Here is a 20,149-nt window from a genome sequence, read left to right as displayed (position 1 = left end):
AGGTCCTCCTCCGCTCAGGTGCGGGTGCCGGGCGGGTCGGCGGTCACGTCCGCGGTGTCTCGTGGACCGCTGTGGCCAGCAGGTCCGCGACCGCCTCCGGCCGGGTCCGCGCGAAGTAGTGGCCGCCGTGTGTCAGCTCGGCCAGCCGCGGTGCGCGGACCGCCGTCTCCCAGGCTCCGTACGCCTCGCCGTAGCCCTCGGTCGCCGGGTCGTCGGCCGCGATCACCACGGTGCACGGCACGTCCAGCGGCTCCGGCGGCGCGGTCCGCAGGCCGAGCAGGTACGTGTTGGCGGTCAGCGAGTCGTGGCGGAACGTGCGCACGAGCAGGTCGCGGGTCGCCTCCTCGGCCGAGTCGATCGCTGTCGAGCCCGTCCAGTCGACGACCAGGTCGCGTACGTCGCCGAAGGAGAGTCGCTCGGCGTTGCCCAGCGTGTCGCGGATGGTGTCGGCATCAGCGAGCAGCTTCGCGGCCAGGAACAGGTGCCGCACCGTCCGGCCCCGCTCGGTGAGCAGCCGCGCCAGGGCGAGAGCCAGGGCCGAGCCGACGCAGTGGCCCCACAGCACCAGCGGCCCGCTCGTCGTCGCGTCGATCTCGGCGGCCAGACGTGAGCAGATCTCGTCGAAGGGCAGCAGATCCGCACCCGACGCCCCCGGAGCATGCCCGGGCAGCTCGGCGGCGGCCACGGCGACCGTGCTGTCGCGCCGGGCGAGCTCCTGTGCGACCGGCCGGAAGTGCACGGCGTTGCCTCCCGCGTACGGCAGGAGGACGACGGTCGCCGCGGCGTTCGCGGGTTCGGTGAACCTGGCCAGCAGCGTGCCCTCCTCCGCGGGGGCGGTGCCGGCCTTCTCGGCCGCGGCCTCCGCGAGCTCGCGCAGGATGGAGCTGCGCATCACGTCCCGCAGCGACACCCACTCCTTCAGCTGCACGCTCACGCGCAGCGCGGCCAGCGAGTTGCCGCCGATGTCGAAGAAGTCGTCGTCGATGCCGATGCCGTCCGGTTCGGTCTCCAGGACCCCTGCCCAGACCGCACGGATCCGCTCGATGAACGGGGCGAGTGCGTCCTCGGTGTCCGGACGAACCGTCAGCCGGGCGGTCGCGGGCGCCGACGGCGCCTCCTCGACCGCCGCGGCGGAGTTGTCGTGGTCCACGAACTCGACGACGCCGTCCGGTCGCCAGAACCCGCGCCGCCCCGTGGGACGCCCTGAGACCACCACGTCGCCCGTCGTCCCGATGGGCGCGGCCGTCCCCCCGGCCGCGTCGACCACCGTCGTGGCGTCCGTGTGGGGTGCGCTGAACGCGGCCAGCTCCGCCAGCTCCGTCTCGTCCAGCAGTTCGGCGGAGTGATGCGGGGCATCGGGCGTGTCGACCATGTGCATCAGGGCCCGGCGGTAGTACCCGCCGATCCGCTCGATGTGCTCGGTGTCGAACACTCCGGTGTGGTAGTGCAGGCTGAGCTGTACCTCGTCCGTGTAGAAGTGCTGCGAGAACTCCGCGCGCAGCGGGAACTCGGTGATCGCCGCTGCCCGTACGTCCAGCAGCGCGAACTCCGGCAGCTCCTTCAGCGCCTTGAGCGAGTGGAAGTGGGTGAAGTTGAAGACCGTCTCGAACAGCGGGTCGGTGGTCCGCTGGTCCTGCTTCACCTTCGCCATCGGATACCGCCGGTAGGGCAGCAGCTCGGCCTCGCTGCGGTACGTCTGCCGGATCAGCTCCGTCCATGTCCCCTCGGCCACCTTCACCCGCAGCGGCATGGTGTTGAGGAAGACGCCCAGCGCGCGGTCCGCGCCCGGCAGTTCGGGCCGGCCGCCGTGCTCGTATCCGGTGATGACGTCGAGGTTTCCGCACAGCAGGGTGTGAACCCGCAGATGCGCGGCGAGCAGGACGTTCTTCACCGGTACACCCAGTCGCCCGGCCAGGGCCACGATCCGGTCCGACAAGCCGTCCGGCAGTTCGATGTCCCGGAACACCACGTCGAGGCGTTCGTCGGCCTCGGCCGGCCGCAGCCGCGGGATCTCGGTGTGCGGCCGCCCGTCCAGCGCCTTGCGCCAGAACTCCTGGAAGTCCGGGGAGTCGATGGCGTGCCGCTCGAGACCGATGAAGTTGCGCAGGTGGTTGACCACCTGGGGGGTGTCGACGGTCCGCCCCTCCAGCAGCGCGTAGTAGATGCCGAACAGCTGGACGTGTACCTGGTTGATGCTCCAGCCGTCCAGTGCCGAGTTGTGCTGGCTGACGCTGTACCGGTAGAGCTCGTCGGACAGGACGTGGATGTGGAACCGGAACAGCCCCGGCTTGTCCCAGTCGAAGGGCCGGTTCTGCTCGCGGTGGAACCACTCGTCGTACCAGGCGTCCTGCTTCGCCCGGTCGAGGTGCCGGATGTCGTGGACGACCAGCGGCAGCTCCTCGATCCGCTCGTGCACCAGCTGCAGGTACTCCGCGTACTCGTGCAGGTGGTAGCTGGTACGGAAGATCGGGTTGCGTTCCACCAGGATGCGTACCGCCTCGCGGAACAGCCCGGGGTCGATGGAGCTCTGGATCAGGTAGCTGATGATGTCGTGGTAGCTCGTGTTGCCGTGCATGATCTCGCTCTGGTAGATCAGCCCGGACTGGAGCATGGCCATCGGATAGGCGTCCTCGACGCCCTCGGGAACCAGGGCCCGGTCGCGGTCGCTGATCAGCTCGAAGGCCCCGAACTCCGTCGGCGGGGCGTCTCCGGCCGCCGCCTCGCCGACGCCCGCCGCGAGTTCCCGCACCGTGGGATGGGCGAACAGCTGCTGGAAGGTGAACTCCAGGCCTTCCTTACGGGCTTTGGCGAGCACCGAGACGAAGTGGATGGAGTTGCCGCCCAGGGCGAAGAAGCTGTCCGTCGCGCCGACCCGTGCCACGCCCAGCACTTCGGCCCAGATACCGGCGAGGGCCCGCTCGGCCTCCGACCCGGGCGCGACGTACTCGGCGGTGCGTACGGCCGGCTCGGGCAGCGCCGAGCGGTCGAGCTTGCCGTTCGGGGACAGGGGGAAGGCCGCGAGCGGGACGATGCGCTCGGGGACCATGTACGCGGGCAGGGTGACGGCGGCGTGCGCGCGCAGGTCGTCCTCGGCGACGTCGCCGGCGCAGACGACGTATCCGTACAGCCGGCCCTGGCCGTCGTCGCCGGTCCGCAGCACCACGACGGCGTCGGTGACCTCCGGGTGGGCCAGCAGCCGCTGCTCGATCTCGCCGAGCTCGATGCGGTACCCGCGCAGCTTGACCTGGAAGTCGATGCGGCCGAGGTACTCGATGGCGCCGTCGGGCAGGCGTCGTACCAGGTCGCCGGTTCGGTAGGCGCGGTCCTCGCCGGGCAGCGGGTCGGTCACGAAGCGCTCGGCGGTGAGTTCCTCGCGGTGCAGGTATCCGCGGGCGAGTCCGGCGCCGGCGATGTACAGCTCGCCGGGCATGCCGACCGGCAGCTCGCGGCCCGCGGCGTCGAGGACGTACAGCCGGGTGTTGTCTATGGGCAGGCCGATCGGCACCACCGTGTCGTCGGCGGCGGTGCGATGGTGGCTGACATCGACGGTGGCCTCGGTCGGGCCGTACAGGTTCACCAGTTCGGCGCCGGTGCCGAGCTGGTGGAACGCGGTCACGTGGTGTCGGCCGAGGGCCTCGCCGCTGGAGAACACGCGGCGCAGCGGGGCCAGTCGGGAGGCCGCGCCGGCAGCTCCGACGTAGTCCAGGAACGCCCCGAGCATCGTGGGGACGAAATGCAGGACGGTCACGCCGAACCGGTCGATCGCCTCGACGATCGCACCCGGCTCGCGCTCGCCCCGCGGTTCGAGCAGACACACGGCGGCGCCTTCGATCAGCCACCAGAACAGCTCCCACACCGAGACGTCGAACGCGGTCGGGGTCTTGTGGAGGATGACGTCGTCGGCGCCGAGGGGGTAGGTGCGCTGCATCCAGTGCAGGCGGTTGACGACACTGCGGTGTTCGACGACGACGCCCTTGGGCAGTCCGGTGGAGCCGGAGGTGTAGATGACGTACGCGGTGTCGTCGGGGCTGCCGAAGGGGACCGGGTCGGCTGGTTCTGCTTCGAAGGCCTCCCGCACCGCGTCGTCGAGGGCGATCACAGTGGCGCCGGCCCCCGGCAGCCGCCCGGCCGAGGCCGCGTCGGCCAGCACCAGGCCCGTCCGGCTGTCGGACACCATGTGGGCCAGCCGCTCCTGCGGCAGCGACGGGTCCAGCGGCAGATACGCGCCGCCGGCCCTGATCACCGCGAGGATCCCGGCCAGCGCCGCGAAGGACCGCTCAGCCAGCACACCCACGATCACGTCCCGCCCGACGCCGGCGGAACGCAGGCGCGCCGCCAGATGCGCGGTCACGTGGTCCAACTCGGCGTAGGTGTAGGCGCGTTCCGGCGTGACGATCGCGGTCTGCCCGGGGCGGGCCGCCATGGTCAGGGCGAACAGCTCTGAGAGCGTCACCTGGTCCGGGAAGGGGCTGGCGGTGTCGTTCGCGGCTTCGGTGGTCCTGCGATCGTGCTCGGTGCGCAGGTCGAGCCCGGCCAGGGGCGCACGCGGTGCGTCCAGCGCGGCGGCCAGGAGAGTGCGGCACCGCTCGGCGAGCAGGTGCGCCGACTCCGGCAGGAAGCGGTCGCCGTCCACCCGGACGACGATCGAACGCCGGGCCGCTCCGAAGCCGATGAAGGTGTCGGCGGCGGGCAGCCGGTCGTCGGCGGGCATGGCATCGCCGAGGACGACGACCTCCGGCAGGTCGGCCACCAGCTCGACCGGGTAGTCCTCGTACAGGCGGCTCTCACCGACCGCCGCGCCGAGCCGGGCCGCGACCGCGGCGAGCGAGTCGTCATCGGCGAGGGTCGTGCGGAGCGGGACGATGTCGGCGAGGCCCCCAGGGGCGCCGGGAAGCCTGCCGATGACCAGGTCGTCGACGCCCGCGAAGGAGCGCAGCAACGCGACGGCGACGGACGCCAGCAGCACGGCGGCGGCCTCGGCGTCCCCCCTGCTGACGGCTTGGAGGCGCTCGCCGGTGTCGGCGTCCAGCGGCAGCTCGGCCGTGTGGCGGTGGGATGCGCGGTCGTCGGAGGGCCGGTCGGCGGGGAATCCGACGGGGGTCGCGTCGGCCAGACGCGAGGTCCAGAACGCGGCGGCCTCGGGGCGCTGGGCCGCTGCTACGCGCCGCTGGCCTGCGGTCAGGTCGGGCGTCATGAGGACGGCTCCTTGGGTGTGATTCATGGTCGGTCTCAGAAGTCGAAGTCGAAGTCGAAGGCCGGCACGGCCGAGGGCGCCGCCGCGGGGACGGCGGACGGCGGCACGACCGGTTCGCCGGGGTCGTCCAGCAGCCGGTCCACGGTCGCCAGCAGCAGTTCCTTGAAGGTCTCGACGGTCGGCGGGTCGAACAGCTCGGTCGAGTACTCCCAGTCGGCCCGGAGCCCCGACGGGTGGTCGTACACCTGGAGGTTCAGGTCGAACATGGTGTGTCCGGGGAACAGCGGGCGCAGCGTCAGCGGTGTGCCGAGGAAGTCGACGGCGAGCAGGTCCGCGGCGTGCAGGGCGAGCATGGTGTCGAACAGCGGGGTGCGGCCCGGGATCTGCTCGGCACCGGCCAGCGCGGCCAGCTCGTCGAGGCCGCAGGTGCTGTGCGCGAGGGCCCCGCCGATTCCCGCCGCGGCCTGCGTGACCAGGGCGGCCAGCGGCGCCTCGGCAGCGGCGTCGAGCCGCAGGCAGACGGTGTCCACGAACATGCCGACGGTCCGGTCGAACGCGGCTTCGCCGCGGCCGATCGTCGGCACCCCGATGGTGACGTCGGCACTCCCGGTCAGAGTGCGCAGGAAGGCTCCGTACCCGGCGGCGAGCACGGGGAACAGCGTGGTGCGCCGCTCGGCTGCCAGCGCCCGCATCCGTGCGGTGCGCTCCGGCCCGAAGTGCAGCTGCGTGGTCGCGCCGGCGAAGGTCCGCAGCGCCGGACGCGGCCGGTCCGCGGGCAGCTCGGGCCGCGCCGGAGCCGAGCGGAAGACGTCCTTCCAGTAGGACCGGTCGGCCTCCCGCCGGGCCGCCGCGGCCCCGCCCTCGGACCAGGCGAGGTAGTCGGCGAACGACCGCGTCGGCGCCTCGACGGGACGCCCGTGGTAGGCGGCGTCGATGTCGGCGAAGACCCGGCGCAGCGAGTCCCCGTCCAGGATCAGGTGATGTGCGTCGACGAGGAGTTGTGCCGCGTCCGCGCCCCGGGAGAGGGCCGCCCGCAGCAGCGGTGCACGGTCGGGCGCGATCGGCCGGATCTCCGCGGCGGGATCCAGCGGTGCGTGCCGCTGCTCCAGGCGGAAGTCCGCCGTGGGTACGACGCGCTGCACGAGGCCGTCCGGCCCGTCGGTGAACTCGGTGCGCAGTGCGTCGTGGATCCCGATCACTTCCGCGAAGGCCCGCTCCAGGGCGGCCGGATCGACGTCGGGTGCCAGGTCGATCAGCAGCGAGACGTTGTACTGGACCGTCTCCGGCCGGCTGCGCTGCGCGGCGTACATGGCGCGCTGCGCCGACGTCAGGGCGAAGGTGTCGCGCTGCTGCGCCCCGTCCGGGTGGCCGGGGGTCTCGGTGGGCGCGCCGTCCACGTGGCCGGAGGTCTCGGTGGGCGCGCCGTCCAGGACCGCGGCGAGCTCACGGATCGTCGGCCGGCCCAGGATCTCCGAGACCGGGATGCTCCGGCCGAACTCGTCCGCGATCGCGCGTGACAGGCGTGCCGCCCCGAGCGAGTCGACGCCGAGGTCGAGCAGCGAGTCGAGGACGCCGGGTGTGTCGATGCCCAGCAGCCCCTCCCAGAGGGAGACGAGCCGCTTCTCGGCCTCGGACTCGGCGGGTACGTACTCCTCCGGCATGTCCGGCATCGACATCGCGTCCGGCAGCGCCGCCCGGTCCACCTTGCCGTGTGCGGTCAGCGGCAGTTCGTCGAGTACGACGAGGTAGCCGGGCACCAGGTGGGGGGAGAGCTTCGATGCCAGATAGGCGCGCAGGTCACGGCTGTCCAGCCAGCTGGTGGCCGCGGCATACCCGACGAGGTACCGGTCGGCCGGCTCCGGGCCCCGGTCGCGCAGGACGACGACCGCGTCGGCGACCTCGGGGTGGCCGCGCAGGGCCTCCTCGATCTCGCGGAGCTCGATCCTGAAGCCCCGCACCTTGACCTGGTCGTCGGCCCGGCCGAGAAACTCGATGACCCCGTCCGCGTGCCGCCGGGCCAGGTCACCGGTCCGGTACATGCGCCCGCCGGGCCGGAACGGGTCGGTGAGGAACCGTTCCGCGGTGAGCTCCGGACGGTTCAGATAGCCCAGCGCGACACCGTCCCCGCCGACGTACAGCTCTCCGGCCGTGCCGGCCGGCGCGGGGTTGCGGGCCTCGTCGAGGATGTAGGCCGAGGAGTTGGCCGGTGGCAGGCCGATCGGGATCGTCCCGGAGGTGTCGGCTTCGGTGATGGTGTGCAGGGTGGAGAACGTTGTGTTCTCCGTGGGCCCGTATCCGTTGACGACGCGCAGGTCCGGGCAGGCCGCCATGACCGCCGCGACATGCCGGCCGACGACGACGTCCCCGCCGACGAACAGTTCCCGCAGCGGCGCGAACAGGCCGGGTTCCTGCCCGGCGAGCTGGCTGAACAGCGGCGCCGTCAGCCACAGCGTGTTCGCGGCGTGCTCGCGCAGCGCGGCGCCGAGCCGGGCCGCGTCCAGGATCGTGTCGTCGTCCACCAGCACCACACAGCCCCCGGCCAGCAGCGGCCCCCAGACCTCGAAGGTGGTCGCGTCGAACGAGACCGCTCCGGTCTGCAGGACCCGCATGTCCGGCCCGAACCGGGCGAACCCCGAGTTCACCACCAGCCGCAGGACGTTGCGGTGCGAGACGACGACGCCCTTCGGGACTCCGGTGGACCCCGAGGTGTACATCACGTAGGCGGGGCTCTCGGCCCGGAGGTCGCCGGGCAGTGCGGTGTCCCACGGACCGCTCGCCCCGGCGTCCAGCACCGGCAGCCCGGCAGGGGCGGTGAAGCCCGTGCCGATCACGGCCTTCGCCCCGCTGTCGGCCAGCAGCAGGGCCACCCGCTGGTCCGGCTCGCGCGTGCTGACCGGCAGCATCGCCGCGCCCGCCTTCAGGACCGCCAGATACGCCGTGATCCAGGCGATGCCGCGGCCCAGCCGCACCGCCACCAGGTCACCCGGCCGCACCCCGGCGGCGACCAGCGCCCTGGCCGACGCGGTGGACGCCTCGTGCAGTTCCCCGTAGGTCACCGAGGCCGTCGGGGTGACCAGGGCGGTGCGGTCCGGGGTGGTCTCGGCGATCCGCGCGAAGACCTGGTGCACGGTCGCGTCCTGCGGATAGTCGGCGGCCGGTCCGTGCGCGCCCGGCCCGGGGTCCGTCTGGGTGGGGGTGACTGTCATGTCGTCGACCTGTCCGGCTGGGAACGGAAAACGGGACGGAATCTCGCGTCGATGGAGGTCACGGTGGCTTCCAGGGCGGCGTGATCGGGAGCGTGTCCGTAGACGACCCCGAGGTGGCTCTGCGTCCCGTCCTGCCGGTCGTAGGTCCGGCCGGGGACGGCGTGGACCTCCACGTGGTCGACGCCGGGCAGCTCCGCGAGCTCGTCCACGCCCTCGACGGCGCTCAGCGTGCCGCCGCCGTCGTCCGGTACCGCCAGGAAGTACTGGTAGGTGACGCCCTGGAACCGGGGCGCCAGGTCGCCGCGGATCGGCCGGCCCAGGGCGTCGTCGACCGCGAGCCGGATCAGGTTGACCCCGGCGGCACGCTTGAGGATCTCCGGGACGTAGCCGCCGACGCGGCCGTTGACCTCGATGACCCGCGGCCCGTCAGGGGTCAGCTTGATCTCCGTGTGGGTGACACCGCTGCTCACGCCGAGCGCCTTGACCGCGGCCGCCTCGACCGCCAGTACGGCGTCCTGGTCCGCGGCGCCCAGCGAACACGGCAGCAGCATCCCGGTCTCGCGGAACGGCTCGGCAAGCCGGAACTTGCCGGTCACACAGACCTGTCGGGAGCCGGTCTCGGTGTGGACGGACTCGACCGAGACGTAGTCGCCGAAGAACGCCCCGGCGACGCCCGGATCCCCCCGCAGCAGTTCCTCCACCACGAACTCGGCGTCGTCGGGCAGCGCGCCGAGGACCGCCTCGGTCTCCTGGGCCGTCGAGAGCCGGAAGGTGTCCCTGCTGCCCGCTCCGCGGCGCGGTTTCACCACGGCCGGCAGGCCCACCGCCTCGATGGCGGCCCGCGGGTCCGGCGACAGGGGCCGGAAGCGGATCGTGTCGACGCCCGCGGCGGCGAACGCGCCGCGCTGCGCGATCTTGTCGGTCAGCAGCGCCACGGTCTGCGGGGTGTGGCCGCGCAGGCCAAGGGCCTCGGCGAGACGGGCGGTCTCGGCGAGCTGGTACTCGCTGAAGGTCACGATCCCCGCCGGCCGGTGCTCGGCGACGGCCCGCACCCGTTCGGCGTCGTCCAGTCCGGTCACGTCGCACAGCACGCCGAGGGGGGCCAGGCCGGCCCAGGCCTCGGCGACATGCGGCCGGTTCCGGTCGCCGACGAAGAGGAGGTCGCAGCTGCGGCCCGCGGCGGCGCGGATCGTGGCGCCGGAGGCCGAGCCGGTGTCGTACACGACCGCGAGCAGCGGCCGCCGTGATGCCGTCGTCATGCCGACGCGTCCTGGGTCCGGCGCGCGAACAGCTCGGCGAGTTCGGTCGGGGTGGCGTGGATGTACAGCTCGCGCAGCGAGATCGCGGGCAGGCCCGCGCGGCGCAGGGAGCCCGACAGGCGCACCGCGAGCAGCGAGTTGCCGCCGCTCTCGAAGAAGTCGTCGTCGGGTTCCGCCGTCTCGCCGAGCACCTCGGACCACGCACTCAGGACCTGGCTCAGGATGGTGTCGGTCCCGGTATCGGTCCCGGTATCGGCCGGCGCGGGTCCGGCGGCGGGCTCCGGCGCGGACCGGACCAGTTCCCTGAGCCGGGCGGAGTCCACCTTGCCGTTGATGGTCAACGGCAGCGCGGCGATGGGCGTGACCGTCGACGGCACCATGTAGGCGGGCAGGTAGGAGGCCATGCGCCGGCGGATGTCGTCGACGTCGCGGTCGCCGTTCACGACGACGTACGCCTCGAGCCGTGCGGTCGCCGAGTCTCCGGCCACGGCCTGGTGCACCGTCACGGCGGCTGCGGTCACACCGGGGTCGGCGAGCAGCACCGAGCGGATCTCGTCCAGTTCGATCCGGAATCCGCGCAGCTTCACCTGGCTGTCGATGCGGCCGAGGTGGTCGAGTCGGCCGTCCGGGGCCAGTCGTCCCAGGTCTCCGCTGCGGTACTGGCGTGTGCCGGTCACCGGGTCATCGACGAAACGCGCCGCGGTCAGCTCGGGCTGATTCAGGTACCGGTCGGCGACGCCGGCCCCGCCGACCCAGATCTCACCCGGCACGCCGTAGGGGAGCACCGCGCCCCGGCGGTCGCGTACCGAGACGGACCAGCCGGGCAGCGCCCGTCCCACCGAACGGCTCACCGCTGCCACATCGCCAGGGGTCACCGTCTGAGCGGTGACATGGACGGTGGTCTCCGTGATACCGAACATGTTCACGAGGCGGCAGCGGGTCGCGGGGTGGCGGCGGAACCAGCCCTGGAGCATGCGCACGTCCAGCGGCTCACCACCGAAGACGACGAGGCGCACCGCGAGGGCGGTGCCCTTGCGGGCGTCGGCCTCCTGCAGGGCCGCGAACGCCGCCGGTGTCTGGCTGAGAACCGTCACGCCGCGGGCGGTGAGGAGGTCGTGGAAGTCCTCGGGCGACCGGGCCGTGTCCGCGCCGACCACCACCAGGTGACCGCCGGTCAGCAGGCAGCCCCAGATCTCCCAGACCGAGAAGTCGAAGGCGCTGGAGTGGAAGAACGACCACACGTCGGAGGAGCCGAGGGACATGTCCCCGCGGGTCGCGTCGACCAGCGCCGCCACGTTGGCGTGCGGGACCGCTACGCCCTTGGGCCGGCCGGTGGAGCCCGAGGTGTAGATGACGTACGCGATGCCGGCCGGGTCGCTCCCGGCCGCTCCGTCCACCCCGTCCGCCCTGTCCGCCCTGTCCGCAGGAGACGAGGCCAGGAGTTCCGCGGTGGTCACCTTCGGGTGGTCGGGAAAGGTCTCGTCATCGGCTGCGGCCGTCACGACCGTCTTCACGGCGGCGTCGGCGACGGTGTAGGCCAGGCGCTCGGCCGGGTAGGCCGGATCGACCGGTACGTAGGCGGCACCGGCCATCATCACGCCGAGCATGGTCGCGACGGTGTCGACGTCGCGGCCCAGGCAGACGGCGACGTGGTCGCCGGGGCCGACCCCGCGCTCGCGCAGCCCCGCCGCGATCCTGCCGCCGCGCTCGGCCAGTTCACCGTAGGTCAGGGTGGTGGCGTGGTCGGACACGGCCGGGGCGTCCGGCTGCGCGCGGACGATGTCGGTGAAGGCGGCCGGGATGGTCGTCGGCCGGAATCCGGTACGGCCCGCGGTGCGGCCGCGTTCGATGATCTCGGCCGCCGTGGCCTCGGGCAGTCGCGCCACCTCGTCGAGCGCCGCGTCGGTGGTGCCGAGCGCGTAGGCGTCCAGCAGTGCGCCGAGGACATGGGCGAACTGTTCGGCGCCCACCGGCGCCATGACGGAGTCCTCGGTGGTGAGGACGGCTGCCAGACCGCGCTCCGGCGTCACCTGCACGGTGACCGTGACGGGGAACGGCGCGGCGCTGAAGGGGATGTAGCGGTCCTGGCCCGTCTCGACCACGAACACGCCGACCGCCGGATCGGTGCCGGCCTCGGCGGTGCCGACCGCCAGAGCGAGCGCGCCGAGGGACGGGGCGTCCTCGTCGTCGTCGGGATTCCTCGTGGTGTGGCAGGAGACCGAGTCGTCGACGAACACGGTGAAGGCGGCCGAGTCCGCGAGGCGGTAGTGCGCGAGCGTCGCCGCTACGGCGTCACGGGCCACCGCGGAGGCCTGCTTCGCGTCACCGACACGCGCCCGGGTCACCGGGACCGCAACCCGAAGGGGCTCGCCGCGTCCCGTCGGTTCTCCCAGGCCCCATGCGGCCGGGCCCGGCCGCGGCCCCGGCTCGGCCGGGAACGTCACCGTGACGTCCGTGCCCTCGGCCAAGTCGGCGAGAGCACCGAGACCGGACCGGCCGAGGCGGTCTCGGTGGGCCACTATCAGCAGGTCGGCGGCGCCGTCCGCGTAGGTGAGGACGGTCAGCCGGGCGACGCCGGCCACCGATCGGCCGATCTCGCGTATGCGGCGTTCCTCGGCGGCGGGGTCGTCGGCGCCGGCCGCGACCGGCTCGTCCCACAGGCGGAGGCCGGCCAGTTCGGGCTGCCGCTCAGAGGCCGTGCCGAGTCGGCTGCGCAGGCTGTCGATGTCGGCGCCTGCGGAGAGCCGCCGGATCAGGGCGTGGCTGCCTTTGTCGGCGGTGCTCCGCGCCGCTCGGGAGGTGGTCGGTGCCATGGTGGTCTGATTCCTTCGGAAAACCGGTGAACACGCCGGGCGCGGTCGCGCCCGGCGGGCGGCCCGGGGTTACGGGCAGGGTGGAGGTGCGGCACACCGGCCGGTCCGTTGGTCGCCGCAGCGTGAACGAACCGATCGGCCGGTGCCGCCGCTGTTTCCTGAGGGCATCAGCGGGCCGTGAAGCCGGAGTCGACGGTGATGACGGTGCCGGTGACCCTCCGGGACTCGCCGCTGACCAGCCAGACCGCGGCGTCCGCCACGTCCAGCGGGTCGACCAGGGCGTTGGTCGGCACCGACTCCAGGTAGACCGCTTCCTGCTCGTCGTAGCTGATGCCGAGCGCGTCGGCCACGACCGCGGTCATCTGGCCATCCATGGCCGGATCGTCACGCACCGGACCGGGGCACAGCGCGTTGACCCTGATGTCGTGGGGGGCGTAGTCGAGGGCGGCCGACTTGGTCAGTCCCACGACGGCGTGCTTGCTGGCCACGTAACCGGCGAAGTGTCGGTAGCCGACCAGACCCGCGGTGGAGGCGACGTTGACGATGGATCCGCCGCCGTCGCGCAGCATGATCGGAGCCACAGCCTTCAGCACCCGCCATTCCCCGGACACGTTCACATCGAGCATGACCTGCCATTCCTGCTCGGTGAACTCGTGGGCCGGCTTGCCGGACGGGGCCCCGATGCCGGCGTTGTTGATCAGCCCGGTGATGGTCCCGAAGCGATCGACTCCCAGCTCGACGGCTGCCTCGACCGCTTCGGCGCTGCGTACGTCGGCCGGCGCCACGAGCACGCTGGCGCCTTCCTTGCGGCACAGGTCGGCGGTGTGCTCCAGCTGCGCGGGCGAACCCAGGCTGTAGGGGACCTCGGAAAGGTCGCCGTCGACGTCGACCAGGATGAGGTCGGCGCCCTCGGCGGCGGCACGCAGTGCGCAGGCCCGTCCGATGCCTCGGGCGGCACCGGTGATCATGACGACGGAGTCGCGCAGTCGCATCTCAGACCTCCACGACCGGGGTCGAGCCGGCCAGCGCGCCGACGACGATGTCGATGAGGGGCTGCGCGTCCGCGGCGACATACATGTGGCCGCCGGCCACCTCGACCTGGCGGAACGGGCCCTGGGTCACCTCGCTCCAGCCGGCCAGCGCCTCACGCGGGACCATCTCGTCGTCGGTGGCGCACACGGCCGTCACCGGGACCTCGACGGGACCTGACCCGGTCGGCGTGTAGCCCTCGTCCATCTGGAAGTCGGCCCGCAGCGCGCCCATGAGGACCTCGCGCATCTCCGGGATCTCCATGGCCGGGTGCGTGTATCCGGTGATACGGCGGACATGGGCGAGGAACTCCTCGTCGGACAGCCCGGCGGTCTGCGCGGAGTTGCCCACGAACGGCGCACGGGCCGCGCTGACGAACAGGTGCTTCACCTGGTCCTCGTACCCGGCGGCGACGAGCCGGAGGCAGATCTCGTAGGCCAGCGTCGCACCGAGGAAGCAGTGGCCCAGCAAGGCGACGGGAGCGGCCTTGGCATGCTCGACGGCGGCGGGCAGAAGGGCGTCCGCCGCGCCGTGCAGATCGGTGAAGGGCTCCTCGTCCAGCAGGCGTTCCCGGCCGGGCAGGTTGAGCGGGGCGAACTGGACCGTGTCCGGGGCGAGTTTGTTCCATGGCCGGAAGAAGCTCGCGCCGGCACCCGCGAAGGGCAGGCAGATCACACGGACGGGAGCAGGGGTACTCATTGGTCTCCTGACAGCACACGGGTGGTGCCTCGTCGGTGGGCACGGTTCTGAGCCGATTCAGGGCTCGGATCGGCCACAGTGAGGTGTGGAAAGCGAGACGCCATGCCAAAGGAACGGTCTTTTGACCGTGGCCCCATAAGGGCGATAACGCGCCTCTAAAGAAACATCTACAGGTCAATGCGTCCGCACGAAGTACTTCCGTAGAAGTCGCGGATCACATGAGCAGCGCGCGATTCATCTTCCCCCCGAATTACTTCCCAATGCTCACCCGGAAGGGTGAGCAAGAGTGCGATCGCGGCACCTGGTGATGGTCTCGGAACCGCGGCAACCAGAGGATAGTACTAATCCGGGCGGCCGCCAAGCCATCAAATCCAGAGGAATGCAGCACTCCGCTACCGACAAATCACACTATATCGGCTAATCTCCGATTAGCCTTTCGTTCAAGCCATTCCGGCGTCAGGGCGAAAGGAATTCGCCAGATTCGCCGACATTTTTTCGCCACCCGGATGCACTCGGCGCATTCCGCAAGAGGACACCGCGGCGGCATTCCGCGGCCTCACGCAGAAGCCGGTTCGGTCGCCCGTACCTTCGCGTGGTTGAAATCAGTTCGTCATACGACCGGCCACACCAGGGGACCGCCCCAGCCTCGCGGCCATGACCCAGGCCCGCCGGGACGAGCCTGCGGGCCCGGCCGATCGACGTCGGGGGGAACTGTCGGCCCGCGAGGGCTCCACTTCCTCACCCTGCGGGAGAACGCCCGCCGTACCGGCGCCCCACACCGTGCGCGCCGCCGCCACTTCCGCACCGTCCGGGCAGACGGCGGCTACGCGGGGCGCCCGGTCGACCGGACGGGCGCCTTCAGCCGGCCGGCGCCCCGAGCAGCATGAACACTCCCGGCCGCACCTGGCGCGCCCACTCGGCCTCCGCCAGCAGCCCGAGCACCGAACGCACCAGCCACCTCCGCAAGCAAGACGAACGGACCGACCACGCCCATCCCTCCCGCCACAAGTCGGATTCATGCCAACCCAGCCCGAATCAAACGATCACGTTCGGAAAGCGCATACCGTCTTACGCGAGCGCGGATTGCAAGAAGTTCGCCAATGCATCCGCTATCAGCAAAGGGCTCGCCGTAAACCGCTCTCTCGGCCCTCTCGGCACGGAGAAGGCGATCCCCTGCGGGCATGCCCAGGCATCCGGAATCACGCACGGCACATGCCACACCCACTTCACAAGCGCGACGATCACGGCCTTCCCCCGGACCCTGCCGGGGAGCATCCGGGGAGTACGGATGCCTCCGGGGAGCGCGCGGGGAGAATCGACTGCGTAACCGAGGACGAGCCTGAAAGACCGCGGAAGAAGGAGCCGCGATGGTCAGGGCCGCCCGGTGGAAGACTTCAAGAAGATCTCCTCCTGGGCCGCAATCCTCTTTGCTCCGACACTCGTTGGAACCATCTACGGCATGAACTTCCCCCCTCACGCCCGAGCTGCACTGAGGGCTCTGACACCCCTTCGCGATCAGCTTGACGGGGGTCGTATGTGTCAGTTTGTACGTCATCTTCAAGCGGCGGGACCGGCTCCAGGAATGAGCACTCACCCACGCGGAGCTTCCACTGTTTACTCTCGCACCTCCCAAAAGTGGGGGCCGAAGACCTGTTCGCCCGCCTCGCCGACGCACCGGCCATCGTCGGTCGCCGAGCAGCTCCCCGACGACGGACACCCAGGAGGCCACCTCGTCATCCTTGAGTCGCTTGTCCCCTTCCTGCGCCGGCCGCGCGATCACTTTTGCGTAGCCGAACAGCGGAGAGTCCTGATGCCCGAGGCAGACGGCGACCCGACCGAGTCGGCAAGCGGGATCCGGACCATCCTGATTCTGTGGCGTGTTGAGGAGGGGGAGCCCGGCCGGGTGTGCCTTGGACGCCGTAGCACCCCCGGAATGGGCTACCTGGAGGCGGCGCCAACGAGGCCGTCAAGCCACGCCTGGTGTCCGTTGAGCATCGGGTTCGGACGCTCGGCCGCCAGCGCGGCAGCCGGCTCGCCGATCTGCGTCTCCTGGGTCAGGATCCGCACCCGTCCGCCGGGGAGGTCCTCCACCAGCCAGGCGTGCAGCACGTCGAGCCGCTCCTCGGGCTTGCCGTCCTGCTTCGCCGTCCAGGACAGGCGGCCCGCGACACCGTCGGCCGGGGCCTGGAACTCGATGACCTGGGCGGCCAGGGGCGGGAAGCCGAAGGTGCCGAAGCTGAAGTGGAGGTCGTCCTTCAACTCGGGGCCGCTGCCGTGCGGGAAGGAGATGTCGGCGACGTTGTCGTAGTACGACTCCCAGGTGGAGGTGTCGGTCAGGTAGTGCCAGACGTGAGTGGCGGTGATGCCCCGGACGATCACCTCGTTGGAGACGAAGTTGTCGCCGGTGCCGGGCAGGTACTTCTCGGGCCAGTTGATCGCGTTCTGCGTGGTCATGGGGGTGCCTTTCGGTAAATGCGTTGTCAGGAAAGCTTCTTGAGCAGCTGGGCGGCGAGCGGGCCGGAGGAGGCCGGGTTCTGGCCGGTGACGACGTTGCGGTCGACCTCGATGTGCGGCGCCCACGGCTCGCCGGCCTCGACCTTCAGGCCGGCCTCGGTCAGCCGGTCCTGAAGCAGCCACTTCGCGCCCTCCGCACTGCCGGCCAGCTGTTCCTCGGTGTTGGTGAAGGCGGTGATCCGGTAGCCGGCGAACGCGTTGGTGCCGTCCTGCGTCACCGCCGCGAAAAGGATCTTCGCCATCTGCTCTCTCCCTTGCTCCAGGCTGTGTCGTCGCCGTTCGAGGTGGTCCGAGACCACTTGGCGACGTCTGCGACGGTAGGGCGGATCGCCATCCGGCTACCAATAGACAGGCCGATTTCCGCTATCGGAACTCCGATACCAAAGGTGGCTACGCTGGGTGCCATGGAGAAGCAGACGCTCACCGCGGGTGAGGCCCCGGCCCCGACGGCCGGAGGCAGGCAGCAGTTGCCGCCGCACGCGGACCTGAACCTGCTGCGCACGTTCCTGGCCGTGTACCGCTCGGGGTCGTTCACGGCGGCAGCCCCACGGCTCGGGCTGTCCCAGCCGACCGTGACCGCGCAGATCCGCACCCTGGAGCAGCAGACCGGGCGGGAGCTGTTCACCCGGCTGCCGCGCGGGGTGGAGCCCACTCCGTACGCGCACGAACTCGCCGGACAGATCGCGGGCCCGCTCGACGCGCTGGCCACGCTGGAGGACGCGGGCGCCACGGCCGCGCCCGTGCACCTGGCCGGTCCGTCGGAGCTGCTCTGCGTCCGCGTCCTGCCTGCCCTCGTCCCGCTCGTCGCCGACGGCGTCCAGCTGCGCGTCACGCAGGGGCTGCCCGAGCCGCTGCTGGAGGAGATGCGGGCCGGCCGGCACGACCTGGTGATCACCACCCGGCGGCCACGTGGCCGGGCGCTGGAGTCGGTGCCGCTCGCGGACGAGGAGTATCTGCTGGTCGCGAGCCCGGTCTGGGCCGACCGTGTCGACGAGCACGCCCAGGCCGACGACCTGTGCGCCGCCCTGCGTGCGGTCCCGATGGTGACGTACGCCGAGGACCTGCCGATCGTCCGCCGCTACTGGCGCAGCGTCTTCGGCAAGCAGCTCACCGCCCGCGCCGCCGTCACCGTGCCCAATCTGTACGCGGTGCTGTCGGCGGTCAACGCGGGCGCCGGCTACAGCGTGCTGCCCCGCTCGCTGTGCCAGGAGTACCTGGATTCCGGGCGCCTCGTCCTCCTCCACGACCCGGAGGAGCCGCCGTTGAACACGCTCTTCCTGGTCCAGCGGCCGGGCGCCGACACCAACCCCGACGTGCTCCGCGTCCGCGACCGGCTCCGGCAGGCGGCCCGGAGCTGGTGACCGGAGATCGGCTCCGACTCACGTGCCGTACTGGAGCCAGTGCACCTGTTCGTCGGTGAGGGACAGCCGGCGTGCCCGGAGCGAGCGGTCGATCTGCTCGGTCGTGCGGGGGCCGATGGACGGCCACACGCCCTGGTGGTGGAGGGTCCAGGCCAGGGCGACGGTCTCCGGCCGGGAGTCCAGCTGTTCGGCGAGCACCCCGCACCGCTCCCGGCGGGCCCGGTTCTGCTCGGTGTCGAAGGGGTCCGGCCGGCCGTCGTGCCGTACACCGCCTGTCGGACGGGCGAAGAATCCGCGAGCCTGCGCCGACCAGCCGAGCAGCGGCAGTCCGTGCCGGCGGACCACCGACAGGAGTACCTCGTCCGCGTACGGGTGGTTCAGCCGTACCGGATCGGGCTTCGCGAGGCTGAACTGGTAGCTGGCCACGGCGGTGTGGCCGCGTTCGGCCAACTGCCCTGCCAGCGCCGCCAGTCGGCCGGCGGACCAGTTCGAGACGCCGATACGGCGGGCGTACCCGGCCTCCACGAGGCTCACCAGGGTGTCCGCGAGTTCCGCGACGGGGCGGGCGGGGTCGTCGCAGTGGTAGAGAAGGATGTCGACGGCCTCTACGCCGAGGCTCTCCAGCGAGCCGCGCACATGGTCGAGCACGTTCTCGCGGCTCAACGGCATGTCGTGGCCCGACTGGTCGTGCCCCACCTTGGTGACCACGCCAAGTCTGCCGGGGTTCTTCCGCAGCCACTCGCCGACCGCCGCTTCGGCCCGCCCGCGCGCGTAGCTGTGCGATGTCTCCACCAACAGGCCGCCCGCGTCCGTGAAATGGCCGAGCCGCGCGAAGGAGTCCGCCAACGGCTCAGAGCCGAACGGACCGCCGAGGACGAACCGGTGGGCCGAGCTCTCCGCGCCTCTCTGATCGAGGAGTTGGCCGAGCAGTTCCAGGGGGGAGTGCGGCATCCGCCACATCCTTTCGGTTCGTTCGCCGGATGTGGTCAGTCGTTCGTGGGGACGCGGCGGAAGCCGTCGATCTCCGCGAACGGCCGCGGCAGGTACTCCCGCAGGGGGATCTGGAAGGTGTTGAGCATCATCGCGGACATGCTGAAGCTGCCGATGCAGCCGATCAGGTCCAGCAGGCCGTCCTCGCCGAACAGCGCCAGCGCGGCGGCGTACGTCTCCTCCGAGACGAAGTGCTCCTCCAGCATCTCGTGCGCGAACGCGTGGAAGAGGCGCTCGTCCCCCGCCTTGAACCCCGGGTCCTCGCCGCGCGCCAGACGCTCCAGGCACTCGGCCGGGACGCCCTCCGCAATCGCCTGCTCGTAGTGGGCGTTCCAGGCGGACTGGCTGTCGAAGTGGCGCCCCACGATCAGCACGCTCAACTCGCGCAGCCGCTGCGGGAATCGCGACTCGTTGCGGCAGTAGGCGCCCAAGTTCTCCACCCAGTGGGCGAGTTCCATGTTGCGGGCCCAGGCGAGGAAGGGCGGAGGCGGTTCGACTCCGGGGCCGACGATGGTTTCGAGCAGTGCGGTCTGTTCGGGGGTCAGGTCGGACAAAGGGCTGAGTCGCATGGTCGTGATTCCTTAGGGTCTTCGGGTGGGTGTGGTTCACCGGGCCGTGGTCTGTGCCTGGAGGAAGCGGCGGTGGAAGTCGGCTCGCGCCGGTCCGGCGAGCGGGATCGGTGCCCAGCCGTGGCCGGTCTCGAAGACCTCCCGCGCTTGGGCGAAGTGCCCGTATCGGCGGGCCGCACGGCGTTCGTACGCCGCCACGGCCAGGGTTTCTGCGTAGGTGCGGGGCAGTACCCGGCCGTCGACGACGTTGAGGTTCGGGCAGTCCTCGCCGGGCGGCAGTCGGGGGGGCGGCGAGGGGGGAGGGCGGCTGGGGGCAGACGGGGCCGGACGCGTGGGCGGGGCGGGTCCCGTGCCAGGGGCCGGGTGGTCGCGGTGGGCGCCGGTGGCGCGGGCCCGCCGTGCTCACCGCGTACGGCGCCCCCTTGGGAGCAGCGCGGGGGCGCCGGAGACCCGGCCGTACTCCGTGCGCGCCGTGGGGCGCGGAGACGTCATGCAGGTGTTCCGTTTCTGGGCAG

At 71.6% G+C, this 20,149-nt stretch carries 11 protein-coding genes and 2 pseudogenes; 2 read left to right on the top strand and 11 right to left on the bottom strand.

Annotation, left to right across the window (positions count from 1 at the left end; all coding sequences use genetic code 11):
* Positions 1–43: 43 nt before the first annotated feature.
* The 6 genes from KVT45_RS47560 to KVT45_RS47535 all read right to left on the bottom strand — a co-directional run bounded on the left by KVT45_RS47560 (position 44) and on the right by KVT45_RS47535 (position 14,200).
* Positions 44–5,194 carry a non-ribosomal peptide synthetase gene (locus tag KVT45_RS47560; protein ID WP_217557910.1) on the bottom strand — a complete coding sequence of 1,717 codons (5,151 nt, stop codon included), beginning with the start codon at positions 5,192–5,194 and terminating at the stop codon, positions 44–46.
* 35 nt (positions 5,195–5,229) lie between these two features.
* Positions 5,230–8,400, bottom strand: coding sequence for a non-ribosomal peptide synthetase (locus KVT45_RS47555; RefSeq protein ID WP_217557898.1), 3,171 nt, complete (start codon positions 8,398–8,400; stop codon positions 5,230–5,232).
* Entirely contained in the window at positions 8,397–9,659 is a 1,263-nt protein-coding gene (locus KVT45_RS47550; RefSeq protein ID WP_217557884.1) for an ATP-grasp domain-containing protein, read from the bottom strand. The genes KVT45_RS47555 and KVT45_RS47550 overlap by 4 nt, the downstream gene beginning before the upstream one ends.
* On the bottom strand, positions 9,656–12,472 hold the full coding sequence (locus KVT45_RS47545) for a non-ribosomal peptide synthetase (RefSeq protein WP_217557870.1): 2,817 nt from the start codon (positions 12,470–12,472) through the stop codon (positions 9,656–9,658). The genes KVT45_RS47550 and KVT45_RS47545 overlap by 4 nt, the downstream gene beginning before the upstream one ends.
* A 167-nt stretch (positions 12,473–12,639) precedes the next feature.
* Positions 12,640–13,464, bottom strand: coding sequence for an SDR family oxidoreductase (locus KVT45_RS47540; protein WP_217557843.1), 825 nt, complete (start codon positions 13,462–13,464; stop codon positions 12,640–12,642).
* Between the two features lies 1 nt (position 13,465).
* A complete protein-coding gene (locus tag KVT45_RS47535) occupies positions 13,466–14,200 on the bottom strand; it encodes a thioesterase II family protein (protein WP_217557825.1) in 735 nt (244 codons plus the stop codon).
* A 1,387-nt stretch (positions 14,201–15,587) separates the two neighbouring features.
* On the opposite strand from KVT45_RS47535, the pseudogene KVT45_RS57085 reads away from it, so the two are divergent.
* A pseudogene (locus KVT45_RS57085) lies at positions 15,588–15,786 on the top strand (CorA family divalent cation transporter); the annotation flags it as partial.
* 352 nt (positions 15,787–16,138) lie between these two features.
* Here KVT45_RS57085 and KVT45_RS47530 read toward each other — a convergent pair.
* Positions 16,139–16,654 (bottom strand): SRPBCC domain-containing protein, encoded by a 516-nt coding sequence (locus tag KVT45_RS47530; RefSeq protein WP_217557822.1) that lies wholly within the window; start codon positions 16,652–16,654, stop codon positions 16,139–16,141.
* 26 nt (positions 16,655–16,680) lie between these two features.
* Positions 16,681–16,944, bottom strand: a pseudogene (locus KVT45_RS47525) (type 1 glutamine amidotransferase domain-containing protein); the annotation flags it as partial.
* 174 nt (positions 16,945–17,118) lie between these two features.
* On the opposite strand from KVT45_RS47525, the gene KVT45_RS47520 reads away from it, so the two are divergent.
* Positions 17,119–18,075 carry a LysR family transcriptional regulator gene (locus KVT45_RS47520; protein ID WP_217557819.1) on the top strand — a complete coding sequence of 319 codons (957 nt, stop codon included), beginning with the start codon at positions 17,119–17,121 and terminating at the stop codon, positions 18,073–18,075.
* A gap of 18 nt (positions 18,076–18,093) precedes the next feature.
* On the opposite strand, the gene KVT45_RS47515 is transcribed toward KVT45_RS47520, so the two are convergent.
* From KVT45_RS47515 to KVT45_RS47505, 3 genes are read right to left on the bottom strand one after another with little or no spacing between them, the layout of a single operon-like run.
* Entirely contained in the window at positions 18,094–19,026 is a 933-nt protein-coding gene (locus KVT45_RS47515) for an aldo/keto reductase (protein ID WP_217557802.1), read from the bottom strand.
* Between the two features lie 35 nt (positions 19,027–19,061).
* A complete protein-coding gene (locus KVT45_RS47510; protein ID WP_217557785.1) occupies positions 19,062–19,634 on the bottom strand; it encodes a carboxymuconolactone decarboxylase family protein in 573 nt (190 codons plus the stop codon).
* A gap of 36 nt (positions 19,635–19,670) precedes the next feature.
* Complete coding sequence (locus KVT45_RS47505) at positions 19,671–19,832, bottom strand: hypothetical protein (protein WP_217557758.1); 162 nt, start codon at positions 19,830–19,832, stop codon at positions 19,671–19,673.
* Positions 19,833–20,149: the final 317 nt, after the last annotated feature.

The sequence above is a fragment of the Streptomyces sp. GbtcB6 genome (genome assembly GCF_019091475.1).
Taxonomy (GTDB): Bacteria; Actinomycetota; Actinomycetes; order Streptomycetales; family Streptomycetaceae; genus Streptomyces; species Streptomyces hyaluromycini.
The sequence above is the reverse complement of the archived record's forward strand: the minus strand, read 5'-3'. Positions and strand labels throughout refer to the sequence as shown.

Coding starts and splice junctions, on each gene's coding strand:
- KVT45_RS47560 (WP_217557910.1), bottom strand. CDS start 5,194: ATGACGCCCGACCTGACCGCAGGCCAGCGGCGCGTAGCAGCGGCCCAG.
- KVT45_RS47555 (WP_217557898.1), bottom strand. CDS start 8,400: ATGACAGTCACCCCCACCCAGACGGACCCCGGGCCGGGCGCGCACGGA.
- KVT45_RS47550 (WP_217557884.1), bottom strand. CDS start 9,659: ATGACGACGGCATCACGGCGGCCGCTGCTCGCGGTCGTGTACGACACC.
- KVT45_RS47545 (WP_217557870.1), bottom strand. CDS start 12,472: ATGGCACCGACCACCTCCCGAGCGGCGCGGAGCACCGCCGACAAAGGC.
- KVT45_RS47540 (WP_217557843.1), bottom strand. CDS start 13,464: ATGCGACTGCGCGACTCCGTCGTCATGATCACCGGTGCCGCCCGAGGC.
- KVT45_RS47535 (WP_217557825.1), bottom strand. CDS start 14,200: ATGAGTACCCCTGCTCCCGTCCGTGTGATCTGCCTGCCCTTCGCGGGT.
- KVT45_RS47530 (WP_217557822.1), bottom strand. CDS start 16,654: ATGACCACGCAGAACGCGATCAACTGGCCCGAGAAGTACCTGCCCGGC.
- KVT45_RS47520 (WP_217557819.1), top strand. CDS start 17,119: ATGGAGAAGCAGACGCTCACCGCGGGTGAGGCCCCGGCCCCGACGGCC.
- KVT45_RS47515 (WP_217557802.1), bottom strand. CDS start 19,026: ATGCCGCACTCCCCCCTGGAACTGCTCGGCCAACTCCTCGATCAGAGA.
- KVT45_RS47510 (WP_217557785.1), bottom strand. CDS start 19,634: ATGCGACTCAGCCCTTTGTCCGACCTGACCCCCGAACAGACCGCACTG.